This window comes from Acidobacteriota bacterium (genome assembly GCA_038040445.1).
Lineage (GTDB): Bacteria > Acidobacteriota > Blastocatellia > UBA7656 > UBA7656 > Onstottus_A > Onstottus_A frigus.
The window spans coordinates 1-12,382 of sequence record JBBPIG010000060.1 but is presented as its reverse complement, the minus strand read 5'-3'; the positions used below and the strand labels follow the sequence as shown (position 1 = coordinate 12,382).

11 protein-coding genes and 1 pseudogene are annotated in these 12,382 nt (G+C 56.7%); 11 read left to right on the top strand and 1 reads right to left on the bottom strand.

Annotation, left to right across the window (positions count from 1 at the left end):
- The 9 genes and pseudogenes from AABO57_28750 to AABO57_28710 form a co-directional block, all read left to right on the top strand.
- Positions 1-950 (top strand): hypothetical protein (locus AABO57_28750; protein MEK6289724.1); only part of this gene is annotated, 950 nt, incomplete at its 5' end.
- Positions 951-1,164: 214 nt separating this feature from the next.
- Entirely contained in the window at positions 1,165-2,577 is a 1,413-nt protein-coding gene (ffh, locus tag AABO57_28745) for a signal recognition particle protein (protein ID MEK6289723.1), read from the top strand.
- A gap of 98 nt (positions 2,578-2,675) precedes the next feature.
- Positions 2,676-2,936, top strand: a complete 261-nt coding sequence (rpsP, locus tag AABO57_28740; protein MEK6289722.1) for a 30S ribosomal protein S16 — start codon at positions 2,676-2,678, stop codon at positions 2,934-2,936.
- A 65-nt stretch (positions 2,937-3,001) separates the two neighbouring features.
- Complete coding sequence (locus AABO57_28735) at positions 3,002-3,247, top strand: KH domain-containing protein (GenBank protein ID MEK6289721.1); 246 nt, start codon at positions 3,002-3,004, stop codon at positions 3,245-3,247.
- Positions 3,248-3,249: 2 nt separating this feature from the next.
- Positions 3,250-3,792 carry a ribosome maturation factor RimM gene (gene rimM / locus AABO57_28730; protein MEK6289720.1) on the top strand — a complete coding sequence of 181 codons (543 nt, stop codon included), beginning with the start codon at positions 3,250-3,252 and terminating at the stop codon, positions 3,790-3,792.
- Positions 3,793-3,890: 98 nt separating this feature from the next.
- Positions 3,891-4,628: a tRNA (guanosine(37)-N1)-methyltransferase TrmD gene (trmD, locus tag AABO57_28725; protein ID MEK6289719.1), complete on the top strand. Its 738-nt coding sequence runs from the start codon at positions 3,891-3,893 to the stop codon at positions 4,626-4,628.
- A gap of 39 nt (positions 4,629-4,667) precedes the next feature.
- A pseudogene (rplS, locus tag AABO57_28720) lies at positions 4,668-5,009 on the top strand (50S ribosomal protein L19).
- Positions 5,010-5,369: 360 nt separating this feature from the next.
- Positions 5,370-5,681: a tetratricopeptide repeat protein gene (locus AABO57_28715; protein ID MEK6289718.1), complete on the top strand. Its 312-nt coding sequence runs from the start codon at positions 5,370-5,372 to the stop codon at positions 5,679-5,681.
- 114 nt (positions 5,682-5,795) lie between these two features.
- The gene (locus tag AABO57_28710; protein ID MEK6289717.1) at positions 5,796-7,796 is read left to right on the top strand and encodes a S9 family peptidase; all 2,001 of its coding nucleotides are present in this window, start codon (positions 5,796-5,798) and stop codon (positions 7,794-7,796) included.
- A 13-nt stretch (positions 7,797-7,809) separates the two neighbouring features.
- On the opposite strand, the gene queC is transcribed toward AABO57_28710, so the two are convergent.
- The gene (queC, locus tag AABO57_28705) at positions 7,810-8,508 is read right to left on the bottom strand and encodes a 7-cyano-7-deazaguanine synthase QueC (GenBank protein MEK6289716.1); all 699 of its coding nucleotides are present in this window, start codon (positions 8,506-8,508) and stop codon (positions 7,810-7,812) included.
- Between the two features lie 84 nt (positions 8,509-8,592).
- Between queC and AABO57_28700 the strand changes: the two genes are divergently transcribed.
- Complete coding sequence (locus tag AABO57_28700; protein ID MEK6289715.1) at positions 8,593-9,684, top strand: aldose 1-epimerase; 1,092 nt, start codon at positions 8,593-8,595, stop codon at positions 9,682-9,684.
- A 630-nt stretch (positions 9,685-10,314) separates the two neighbouring features.
- On the top strand, positions 10,315-12,382 hold a 2,068-nt coding region (locus tag AABO57_28695), incomplete at its 3' end, for a hypothetical protein (protein ID MEK6289714.1).

The window sequence follows — 12,382 nt, the reverse complement described above, 5'->3', positions numbered from 1 at the left end:
TCGACGCGACGATCGTGCTGGGAAGCGTAACGCCGGTAAACTGCAACCTGGTGAGAGCCACGTTGAATACGCTTGCCAGCCGGCCGGGCACCGCATTCCCGGATGCATGCTGCGGAGGAACGGCGACGATTAATGTAACGACGACGTTCACCGCCGGAGACAACAATGTGTTCGGACCGTTCACGCGAACGACTTCGTGCACGATCGCTCTTGGTACGAGGGCGCCGGTGGTGTTCAGCGTAACGCCGTCGGGCGGGGACTGCTCGATACTTCAGGATCTACTGGTCAGCGGAGCGTGCTTCTGCGCGGCAGATGGTACGTTCAGCGTGACGAGCGCGATCTTCCAGGATGTATCAAATCCTGCCAACACGATCACGATAGGTCTGAACCCGTCGGCCAGCGGCCAGATCAAGGCGCTGACCTGCAATCTGTTCGATGTTGAAGTGAGGTTTACGTCAGCGAACGCGGGCAAGACATTCCTGTTCTTCGCAGTTGGGCCGGGCGGAACGAGCCGCAACCTGACAGGCGCGGTACTGGGACAGCCTGGAGCTCCGTGTCCGACGACAGGCAACGAACAGGGCTTCCAAGTGACGTTCAAGTGCAACAACCCTGGAACGGGGCTTCCTTGCACTCCTGGAACTCCCGGGTGCAATACGCCAGAGATAGCGACGGTGACCAGTTGCAAGCTGGACAGGCAGCCGACTGGTCAGTTCTTCCTCGATGTGACAGGAACAAACATCAAGGAGGGAGCCATAGCGACGGTGGGAGGAGTGACGCCTAAGAAGATCAAGGTGGTCGAGCTTGTTCCTGGGACGAACAACCCGTCGAAGCTGAGGCTGGTCAAGAAGGTCTGCAACGGGCTGCCCGGAAATGTGATAATCACAAATCCAGGGCCGAACGGGGTGGCTTCGCAGCCGTTCCTATGCAACGAGCGGTGTCCAGCTAACTAACAACAATCAGGCAAGAGTGAGAGGGAGACCTCTCACTCCGGCTTACGAACCAGAGGAGGGTCACGATCGAGTGACCCTCCTCTTTTTTTGTGCGGTCCATAAGAGACCGGGTTGCTAAGATGAGTCGTCGAGCTTCCTGACGGAAGGCGTCACTCCTTGACATATCACTAGCCGGTATATAGTTTATAGGTTTGCGTTTGAGAGCGATTTCGTCATGTTCGAAGCACTTTCCGACAAGCTGAAAAAGGTCCTCAAGGACCTGCGCGGTCAAGGTCGATTGACCGAGGCACACATCGAAGCGGCGATGCGCGAGATTCGCATTGCGCTGCTCGAAGCCGATGTCAACTTCAAGGTTGTAAAGTCATTTGTCGACCGAGTGAAAGCGAAGGCCCTTGGTCAGGAAGTGATGGGCTCGCTTTCTCCTGCTCAGCAAGTAGTGAAGGTTGTATATGACGAGACGGTTGAGATGCTCGGCGGGACCTCGACGCAGTTGCTCTTTACCAAGCGTATTCCAAACGTAGTAATGATAGTTGGTCTTCAGGGTTCGGGGAAGACGACCACAACCGGCAAGCTCGCACGCTTGCTTTCTCAAAGCCAAAAGCGGCGCCCACTCTTAGTATCGGTAGACGTTTACCGTCCGGCGGCGCGGGAACAACTTTCGATAATCGGGCAAGCTATAGGGCAGCCGGTGTTCGAAGCGCCTGAGATAAACGACCCATTGGAGCTTTGCCGGAAGGCGGTGCGCGAGTGCGAGCTGGTGGGTTACGACACGCTGCTCATCGACACGGCGGGCCGGCTGCACATCGATGAAGAGCTGATGGCCGAGCTTCAGCAGATCAAGCGTGAGACTACCCCGTCGGAGATTCTGTTCATTGCCGATGCGATGACCGGACAGGACGCGGTGCGCTCTGCTCAGGAGTTTCACGAGCGCGTCGGACTCACCGGCGTAATCCTTACCAAGATGGAAGGTGACACTCGAGGCGGCGCGGCGCTTTCTATCAAAGAAGTAACCGGCCAGCCGATCAAGTTCATCGGCGTGGGCGAGCGCTACGATGCGATTGAATCCTTTTATCCGGACCGGATCGCCCAGCGCATTCTGGGAATGGGCGACGTGCTCTCGCTTATCGAAAAGGTGCAGTCGGAGGTCGATCAAGAGAAAGCGCTGGAGCTTCAGCAGAAGCTGGCGCGGGACAAGTTCTCGCTCGAGGATTTTCGTGATCAGCTCCGTCAGATGAAACGGCTCGGTTCGCTCGACAAGCTGTTGGATATGTTACCCTCAAATCTGCTCGGCGGGATGAGGGTGACCCCGGAGCAAACTGCCGAGATGGAGCACAAGCTGAAGATCACAGATGCCATCATAAGTTCGATGACTCCCGAAGAGCGGCGGGATCATACGCTGCTCAACGGATCGCGGCGGAAGCGCATCGCGCGCGGCAGCGGCACGGCAGTCCAGGAAGTAAATCAGATGATCAACGAGTACACCGAGATGCGGAAGATGATGCGAATGATGACCTCGGGTGGGCTCGGCGGAATGATGGGCGGGCTGATGGGAAGCGGAGTTCCCGGTTTCGGCTCGGGTGGCCGCCGCAAGGCAACCAAGAGGAGAAAGAAGAAAAAGAAACACTGAGGCTATGGATTGCGGAATTGCGGATTTAAGAACTATGCTTCGGTCTCTCAATCCGCAATCCGAATTCCGCAATCCGCAATCAAACATGGAGGTGCAAATTGCTTTCAATCAGGTTAACCAGGATGGGGGCGAAGAAGAAGCCCTTTTATCGAATTGTGGTCACTGAAAAACGATCGAAGCGGGACGGGCGGTTTGTTGAATCCGTTGGCTACTACGATCCATGCCGCAAGCCAGCCGATGTCAAGATCGACCGCGAGCGGGTGAACTATTGGATAGAACGCGGGGCGCAACCGTCTGAGACGGTGCGAAGCCTAATCAAGCGCAAGACCGAGCTCTCAGACGCCGGCACCGGTGTGTGACGAGCGCCCGACAATGGCCGCGCCGCGGTCCTTCCTGCCTCGCCGAACTCTGAAGGAGACGACGTATGAACGACAGTTCATTGAAGGAAGTCGTCGAGTCTATTGCGAAGATTCTCGTTGACTATCCCGACGACGTGGCGGTCAGGGAGATAGACGGAGAGACGGCTACGGTGCTTGAACTCCGAGTCGCCCCTCAGGACCTGGGCAAAGTTATCGGAAAGCAAGGGCGCACCGCGCGGGCGATGCGAACATTGCTGCGAGCGGCGGGTATGAAATTGAGGAAGCGGTTTGTCCTCGAGATTCTCGAGTAGTGATGAGTAGCGCGCCTGACAACCGGTCGCCTTCAGAAGACGTCGTGATAGCGCGAATCGTCAAGGCTCGCGGCATCCGAGGAGAGGTAGCGTGCGCCGTTGAGACTGACTTTCCAGAGAGATTTTCGTCGCTGGAACAGGTGACTGTTTGGATGCCCGGCGGAACCCGGTTAAGACTGAGGGTTGAAGAATGCTGGTTTCACAAAGAGCGCGTCATCTTGAAGTTTGAGGGCTGCGACTCCATGACCGCCGCCCAGAATCTTGCGGGAGGCCGGCTGGTGATCGCCGAAGCAGATCTGAAACCCCTTGCGGAGGGGGTGTTCTTTGAGCATCAGATGATTGGGTTGGAAGCGGTGACCCCCGACGGTCGAAGGCTTGGACACGTGACAAAGTTGATGCGAACGGGAGGTACCGACGTCCTGGTTTTGGAGAGCGATGACGGCCGGGAGCGACTGATCCCATTCGCCGACGAAATATGCACCGACGTCGACGTGGAAGCGAAACGCATCACGATCGATCCGCCCGATGGTTTGCTGGATTTGTGAATCAGGAAGAGATTTTGGATTCTAGATTTAGGATTTTGGGATTGAGGAAGAGCTTGATCGAGAATCCAACAATCTGAAATCTGAAATCCAAAATTGAAATGCGGTTCGACATAATAACGATCTTCCCGGAGATCTTCAGCACGGTCTTTGACTTTGGAATAGTTCGCCGCGCGGCCGAAGCAGGCTTGATCGACATTCATGTTCACGACCTGCGCGACTACACATCCGACCGGCACCGTCAGGTTGACGATCGGCCCTTCGGCGGAGGCGCGGGCATGGTGATGAAGCCCGAGCCGCTGTTTCGGGCTGTCGAAGCGTTAACAAGCGGCGCTCCCGACGTAAGCGTAGCATTGCTTTCACCGCAGGGTCGCTTGTTCAATCAGCCAGTGGCTGAAGAATACTCGCGAAAACCGCGCATCGTTCTGATCTGTGGCCGCTACGAAGGTGTGGACGAACGCGTCGCCGAGCATTTGATAACGGATGAAGTATCAATTGGGGACTACGTGCTGTCGGGGGGTGAGATACCGGCAATGGTCGTGGTTGATGCGGTGACGCGATTGATCCCGGGTGCTCTTGGGTGCGAGCAGTCGGTCGAGCGCGAATCGTTTGCCGGCGGCTTACTTGATTATCCGCACTTCACGAGGCCTGCGGAGTATCGCGGAATGAAGGCGCCCGAGATGCTGCTCAGTGGAAACCACGCTGAGATCGAACGCTGGCGCCGCCGCAAGGCCATTGAGAAGACTCTCCGCAGCAGACCTGATTTGATCCAGGGGCGCGCGCTCTCGGAAGACGAGCGACGAGAGATCGAAGAGATTTTGAAAGAGATTGGCGAATGACTTAAAGGCGGGAACAACCCGCGTATATGAGGTATAGCTATGAATCCAACAGTCCAAGCTGTCGAGGACAGTCAACTACAGAGTGGTATTCCGAAGTTTCAGGCCGGGGACACGGTGCGCGTTCACGTGCGAATCAAGGAAGGCGACAAGGAACGCATTCAGGCGTTTGAGGGAGTCGTGATCGCGCGAAAGCACTCGGGGGTGCGCGAAACCATAACAGTGCGGAAGACAAGCTTCGGCGTTGGAGTCGAGCGCATCTTCCCGCTGCACGCGAGCGTTATCGACCGAATCGAGCTGATTCGCCGCGGCCGTGTGCGACGAGCGAAGCTCTACTACCTGCGCAAACTGCGCGGCAAGGCTGCTCGCATCCGAGAGCGCGATACCCGTGGTGAACGGGCGATGGCCGCTGCCGCTGCTGCCGCTGCCGGACCAGACGCCGTCGAATCAGTAGAGACGCCGGCACAGGAAGATTCGGAGTCCTAGAAAAGCATCCCGCCCGCGACGAGCACCGTACGATACGGTGCTCGCTAGGGTTCCAAGTTCTCGATGGCATCGGGCTGAGCGTGGTTTCTCAACTGGTCGGTACATACTCCTTACGCTTGCCTTCTTGCGTTAGCGTTTGGTGTCGCGGCGGCGACCACCTTTGGCGGTTGAATGAGCGTCGTGGAGACCCCAAAAGCACGACCTTGAATGCCACCGCTTTCACCTTAGTGCTTTTCGTCTTTCTACCCACTGATAGCGATGAAGAGTCGAAGAGAAATGCTGGAAGAGTTCGTCGCGCAAGACCCTGACGAATCTTTCTCGCGCTATGCCCTGGCGCTCGAACTCGAGAAGGAGGGCATTGATCAGGAAGCCGTGCCACAGCTTCAAGAAGTGATTGCGCGCGATCCCGGCTACGTTGCGGCCTACTACCAGCTCGGCAGACTGCTGGTGAAAACTGGACTGCTCGATGAGGCGCGTGACGTTTACGAGAGGGGACTTGTTGAGGCCACGGCAGCCAACGACCCGCGGGCCCGCAGCGAGCTCCAAGAAGCGCTCGAGATGCTCGAGTGACGACGCGATTTGAAGGTGCTCTTTCGCCGGATCCTGTTAATCGCAAAAAGTCCTTTGTGGTATAGTGCCGTTCACGCAGCCAACCTGCGCAAATTCGTTTCGTGGGGGACCGCTATGAAGAAGACGGCCTTTGTCGTGTGGGTCATCTTAGTGCTCTCGCCTTTTGCGGTTGCAGGCGCGGCTCAAACGCCGACCGTCGAGCAATCGCTCAACCTCAAAACTGCCGGTAGTCCGCGCATTTCACCAGACGGCCGTTATGTCGCGTATCAGGTTCAGAAAACTAACTGGGAAGAAAACGCATTCGAGACCGAGATATGGATTGCTGTCATCGCAACAAGTGAATGCTATCGGCTCACAAACGCGAAGAAGTCGAGCACAAATCCTCAATGGTCGCCCGATTCAAAACGGATCGCCTTCATATCAGACCGCGACGGGAAGCGACAGATCTACCTGATCGTGCCAAACGGCGGCGAAGCTGTCCAATTGACCAGCATTGAAACCGGGGTGAACGCTCTGAACTGGTCACCCGATGGCCGCTACATTGCCTTCACCGCCAGTGACCCGGAGAGCAAGGCGCGCAAAGATCGCAAGGAGAGGTACGGCGACTTTGAAATCGTCCAGACTGACTACATCTTCACCCACTTGTGGATGATCGACGCACCAGCCGAGCTCAAAGACAAGAAGCCTGAACCTGTGAGGCTAACCGAGGGTTCAAGCCTTTCGGTGAATGGCTTCTCGTGGTCACCCGACTCAAACCGAGTTGCTTTCGGCGCTGCAAAGGACCCCGATCTCGGCTCGTCAGGCACGAGCGATATTTTTGTATTGAACGTCGGCGATAAAACGATAAAGCGGATCGTCGAGACTAAAGGTCCTGATGGGAATCCGCTGTGGTCCCCGGATGGACGGCAAATCGCTTATCAGACTGCCAACGGCCGCGAATTCTTTTTCTACACCAACTCATACATTGCAGTGATACCTGCTGAGGGCGGCGCGCCGCGGGTGCTCACCGAAAGCTTCGACGAATCGCCCGGCTTAATAGAGTGGTCGCCGGATGGGATATACTTCGGCAGTGCGCAGAAGACGGCTTCGCAACTATTTCGTTTGAATCCGGCGACCAAAGCCATCGAGCAAGTCAGCCAACCTTCGGGGTCGGGTTCGTCTCAATTCTCATTCACCGCCGACTTCAAGCAAGTCGCCTTCGTCGGCGCAGGCGCGAACGATTTTCCCGAAGTCTACTTGTCCGCCGTGAAGCCGTTCCAGCCGAAGCGGCTCACGGCGATGAGCGATCAGTTGAAGGACTTTCGCCTTGCAACGCGCGAGGTGATTCAGTGGAAGTCGACTGACGGAACTGCGATCGAAGGAGTGCTGATCAAACCGGCGAGCTTCGATCCGTCAAAGAAGTATCCGTTGCTTGTCGTCATCCACGGCGGACCCACCGGAGTTGATACGCCGGTTATCCGAGGCGATCGCTACTACCCCATTGAGATGTTTGCGGCGAAGGGTGCTTTGATCTTGCGGCCCAACTATCGTGGTTCGGCGGGATACGGCGAGAAGTTTCGATCGCTCAACGTGCGCAACCTCGGCGTCGGTGACTACTGGGATGTGATCTCGGGCGTCGATCATTTAGTTGGGCAGGGAATAGTAGATCGAGACCGCGTGGGGGCGATGGGTTGGAGCCAGGGTGGCTACATCTCTGCGTTCATCACCTGCAGCAGCGACCGCTTCAAAGCAGTATCGGTCGGCGCGGGCATTTCGGATTGGATGACTTACTATGTCAACACCGACATTCACCCTTTCACCCGGCAGTATTTGAAAGCGACACCCTGGGATGACCCGGAAATCTATCAGAAGACTTCACCGATTTCTTACGTGAAGAACGCGAAGACCCCGACGTTGATTCAGCACGGCGAACTCGATAAGCGAGTGCCCATACCTAATGCGTATGAGCTTCGGCAGGCGCTTGAAGATCGAGGCGTGCCTGTGAAGATGGTCGTATACAAAGGCTTCGGTCATGGCATCGACAAGCCCAAACAACAGCGCGCAGTGATGGAGCTCAACTACGAGTGGTTTTCGCAGTGGATCTGGGGTGAGAAACCCGCGCAGGAAGGAAGGTAAGCCGGCGGGACCGTCACTGGTCCGCGTAAGTTAAAGGGTCGCGCGCTCCTGCGTCGGCGAATCCTTTCAATCTAAGCAAACAGCTATCACACTTGCCACACGAGATGCCTTGCGGGCACGGATCGTAGCAACTGTGCGTCAGCGAATAATCGACGCCGAGCTTCAAGCCAGCCTGGATGATCTCACCTTTGGTCATCGCGATTAGAGGAGTGTGAATCTTGAGCCGCAGACGGCCTTCGACTCCGGCCTTTGTTGCAAGACTCGCCATCTTTTCAAACGCCTCAATATACTCTGGGCGGCAATCAGGGTATCCGCTGTAGTCGAGCGCGTTCACCCCGATAAAAATGTCTTGAGCGCCGAGCACTTCAGCCCACGCGAGCGCGAACGACAGAAAGATCGTGTTGCGAGCTGGTACATACGTCACAGGAATGCCCGAGGCGATCTCTTCAGCCCCGCGTTCTTTAGGGACCTCGATCTGATCAGTCAGCGCGGAACCGCCGATCGCTCGCAGATCGAAATCGACGATCAGGTGTTTCTCAACGCCCATAGCGTTTGCGACTTTGCTCGCGCTCTCAAGCTCCATTAAGTGGCGCTGGCCGTAGCGAAACGACAGGGCATAGAGTTCGAATTCTTGGGACCGAGCCACGGCTAACGCAGTGGTGGAATCGAGCCCGCCGCTCAACAATACCACGGCCTTTGTTCCGGCATTCATGGAACCATTCTAAACGCGCGGAGCGGCCCGTGCTACCGAGAGTGTGCTTCACATGATATCTTCTGATCCTGGTGGAGAGGCGAGATGAGCTATCAAACCTATCGGCACAATCGCAACTACGGCTGCCGCATCACCGAGATGGTCCTCGAAGGCCATCGGTGCGTTGCACTGGAGAATGAGAAGCTGCGCGTGACGATCATCGCTGATAAGGGCACGGACATCTACGAGTTTCTCTACAAGCCGCGCGATGTCGATTTCATGTGGCGAACCTGGGTTGGCCTGCGCGAGCGCTCTCACTTCGTGCCCACCAGTTCGCGAGCCGGCGGCGCGCATATGGACTACTACGAAGGCGGCTGGCAAGAGCTGTTTCCGAACTGCGGCAACCTTTCGTTGCATCAGGGCGCGGAGGTCGGACAACACGGCGAAGTCCTGCTGCTGCCATGGCGCTACGCGATAATTAAGGATGAACCCGACGAGATCGAAGTTCGATTCGACGTCCGCACAGTCCGTACGCCGTTTCATCTGGTGAAGACTGTGAGCCTGCGTCGCGGCGAGGCGGTGCTGCGCATACGCGAACTCCTGACGAACGAGGGTGGGCAGGAAGTGAACTTCACCTGGGGCCATCATCCGGCGTTCGGCTGGCCGTTCATCGACGAGAGCTGCCGAGTGGACTTGCCGAACTGTCGCATTCGGACCATTGCTGATTTCACACCTGCCACGTCGAGATTGGCGCCTGACCAGTTAACCGACTGGCCTGCAGCATTAGGCATCGACGGCAGGCCGGTCGATCTTTCGCTGATTCCCGGACCCGATGTGGCCGCGAGCGACATGGTGTTTCTTGAAGGAATCACCGACGGCTGGTACGCGGTGACAAACATGCGTGTCGGGGTCGGGTTCGCGTTGCGATATCCGGCGGATGTGTTTAAGCAGTTATGGTACTGGCAAGTCTACCGGGGCGGGCGCGATTATCCCTGGTGGAGTGCGACCTACAACATCGCGCTTGAGCCCTGCGCGACGTTGCCGGTGCTGTCGCGCGCCGCGGCGCGGGGCGAAGTGCTGACACTTGGCGCCGGCGAAAGCCGGGAGATTGAACTCTTGGCCGTAGCGTTCGAAGGCGTGGAGCGAGTAACTGGTGTCAGTTCAGACGGACGGGTGAAGCTCGGGGCCACGCGCTAAGGTCAACAACTCGATCGCTTTGACTTCCGTGGCGGTCCTTCCATGCCAAGACGGTCCAAACTAAGCGGGTAGCGAGATTGAAGATCGGTTCTTGAAGTCGCACTGCTCGACGGCACTTGTGCCCTCAGCGCGAACAGGCACATGCGCACACTCTTGCAACTGAGCGGTATCAATTTCACAGAATCGGCTTAGTGAATATTCTCAGTTAATGCTGTAAATAGTTTCTGGACTTTCCACGCCTAAAGATTTAAGCTGACGCTTGCGAAAAATACTCAAAGCAATTGTGGTTGATTCTGTCGCAATCAGCCCGGATTGAGAAAGTCGTCCCTTCCAGTCTGCATTCTTACTACCTGACGGGCGGCTCACGTGCGCGAGAAGATGTACTGCGAATTCGTCACTGGCGGTCACCAACCGAGAACTATTCTTTGAGAGTTGCATTATGCGGGTCGAGATTTACGTCTGACTTAGTGGTGAATCAAAGGGCTCGGGCAATTCCACGAATGAGCCGCAGTTCTTCGTTGTGAGTAAAGCTCGATGTTGGTGAACTTCTATTGGCAGCCAGCAGCGAGCAAGTCATGGCTTCGGCGTGTTCGGGCCAGTCCGGTCGCCGCAGGCGAGAGGAGATAGATCATGACATTCTCTAGACCTAGAGTTGGACGGCCCCTTCAAAGAGAATATGCCGCAATCTTTCGCTTTCTGGCAGCCGTCTTAGTCGCCGCGATGGCTGTTCCTATACCGCAAGTCCTGGCAGAACCGGTGGCGCGCACCGCGATAGAATTCGTCATTGAATTCTTAACTCCTTCGAGGAAAAAACTCCAGACCGTGGGATCACAGGACTTCAAAGGGCCATCGGACCGTGCGACGGAGGTCAAGCACCTGCGGCTTTGCCCGCGAAAACTTCTGCTATACGTGGGCGAGGCCTTCACGCTTGTTCCGTTGCCGCTCGACCGGAACAAAGAGGTGGTACACGGAGCAGCTTTGATCTGGGAGACGAAGGACCCCAACTTGGCAAGCGTTTCTTCTTGGGGCGAGGTTTCAGCAAGTGCCCCCGGACACACCCAGGTTGCCGTTAACGCCGGCACGACGAAAGCGCATGTGAACGTCGAGGTGCGCGCGGGGTTGCGACCCAGACTTAGCGATCGCAGGCAGGGCGATTTGGATTGGGACGCGGAACACGGCCACGATTGCGACGACCCGGAAGCGGCACAGATGGCCGAGCCTCAACCGACGATCGCAGCAAATCTTATCTCAGCAGCGACTGCTTCTGCTGGCACGCTCGCCGGCCGTGTCCACACGGACTCGGTCAGCGATGAGGGTCGAATGAGGGCCCGGCAATCATTCAAATCGCTGGCTCAACCTGCCGCGCTCCGTCAAACTCGTTCGACGACGAAGCATACGGTCAAGTTCACAACGGGGGCAGGTAACCTGACCGGCAAGGCTTTAGGTCGCAGCCCTTTTCTAATCGAGCCCATACTTGATGGAGATAATCCTGATTCTACAGCCACAGCGGCTGCCGCACCCTACAATGCGGTCGGCAGCCCGCGCTTCGGTGCGGTCGAGTTTTCGCAGGGTAGCGTGACTAAGACTAAGAACTTACTCGGCAGCTACGACTACGTGTTCTCTGCTCCGGTGCTTGGGCTGCCGGGCCGTGGCCTCGATGTGAATCTTGCTTTGACCTGTAACAGCCGCGTGTGGAGCAAAGAGCCGAGCGGCATGATGTTCAATTATGGAAAAGGATGGCCCGCGCCCGGATGGACTATCGGCTATGGACGGCTGGTGGATAACTATGACGGCGTTGGGAATTGGCTTTTGATCCAGCCCGACGGCACTCGCACGCACCTTCAATTGCAAAGCGGGATAGCAAGCTCGACTGACGGGTCGTTTATCACATTGAATCCCTTGAACGGCAAGCTGCGCTATCCCGACGGCACTCTGGTGAAATATGACCTCGTGAATAACCGCTGGCTGCCAGCGAGCATAAGAAATCGAAACGGCGATCTCATAGTCATCGGCTACCGCAATTATGTAAAGAATTCCAACGACCCGAATTATTTCCCAGTTCGATGGGCCATTGACCAAATCACCGACACGCTGGGACGCGTCATTCAGTTCCGCTACTACGGGGACAGCGGCTACGCAGCAGATACCACAGGCGCAAAGCCTCAGTTTGCGCTGGCGGCGGTAACTGCCCCCGATCAGGGCGGCGGCACCCGCACGCTAGTGCGCATCGAGTATCAAACAATCACACTTCAATACAACTTCAGCGTGCCGGTGGACCAGAGCAGCAACCCGGCTTCAGGATCTCAGATCACGGTAATGAGGCGCATATATTATCCGGCGACCGGTCGCGGCTATCTGTTTCTGGACTACAGCACGTACGGCATGGCTCGTCGCATCTCCGTGCGCAACAACATGACCGGAGCGGCTGGAGCCATCACCGACGGGACCCAGATAGCCTGCACCAAGTACAACTACACGACTATCGATCCAAATGATCCTTATGGCCGGAATCAGGTGGGCTTGCTGAACGACTCGCCCCAGTACACGACGCGCAGCGAATGGTGGCAGGGGAAGATCGATGGAGCCGCCGAAACTTCGTACACGTACTCGCGGTCGATTGACAACGTTAATCTAAAAGAAATCGACACGGTGAGTGCGCCGCCGGGTTTGCAAGTGGCAGATATGGTGACGACGACCG

Excerpts from the sequence above, each read along its gene's own strand:
- trmD (MEK6289719.1), top strand. The coding sequence starts at position 3,891 with ATGCGGTTCGACATAATAACGATCTTCCCGGAGATCTTCAGCACGGTC.
- AABO57_28715 (MEK6289718.1), top strand. The coding sequence starts at position 5,370 with ATGAAGAGTCGAAGAGAAATGCTGGAAGAGTTCGTCGCGCAAGACCCT.
- rimM (MEK6289720.1), top strand. The coding sequence starts at position 3,250 with ATGAGTAGCGCGCCTGACAACCGGTCGCCTTCAGAAGACGTCGTGATA.
- queC (MEK6289716.1), bottom strand. The coding sequence starts at position 8,508 with ATGAATGCCGGAACAAAGGCCGTGGTATTGTTGAGCGGCGGGCTCGAT.
- AABO57_28710 (MEK6289717.1), top strand. The coding sequence starts at position 5,796 with ATGAAGAAGACGGCCTTTGTCGTGTGGGTCATCTTAGTGCTCTCGCCT.
- AABO57_28735 (MEK6289721.1), top strand. The coding sequence starts at position 3,002 with ATGAACGACAGTTCATTGAAGGAAGTCGTCGAGTCTATTGCGAAGATT.
- ffh (MEK6289723.1), top strand. The coding sequence starts at position 1,165 with ATGTTCGAAGCACTTTCCGACAAGCTGAAAAAGGTCCTCAAGGACCTG.
- AABO57_28700 (MEK6289715.1), top strand. The coding sequence starts at position 8,593 with ATGAGCTATCAAACCTATCGGCACAATCGCAACTACGGCTGCCGCATC.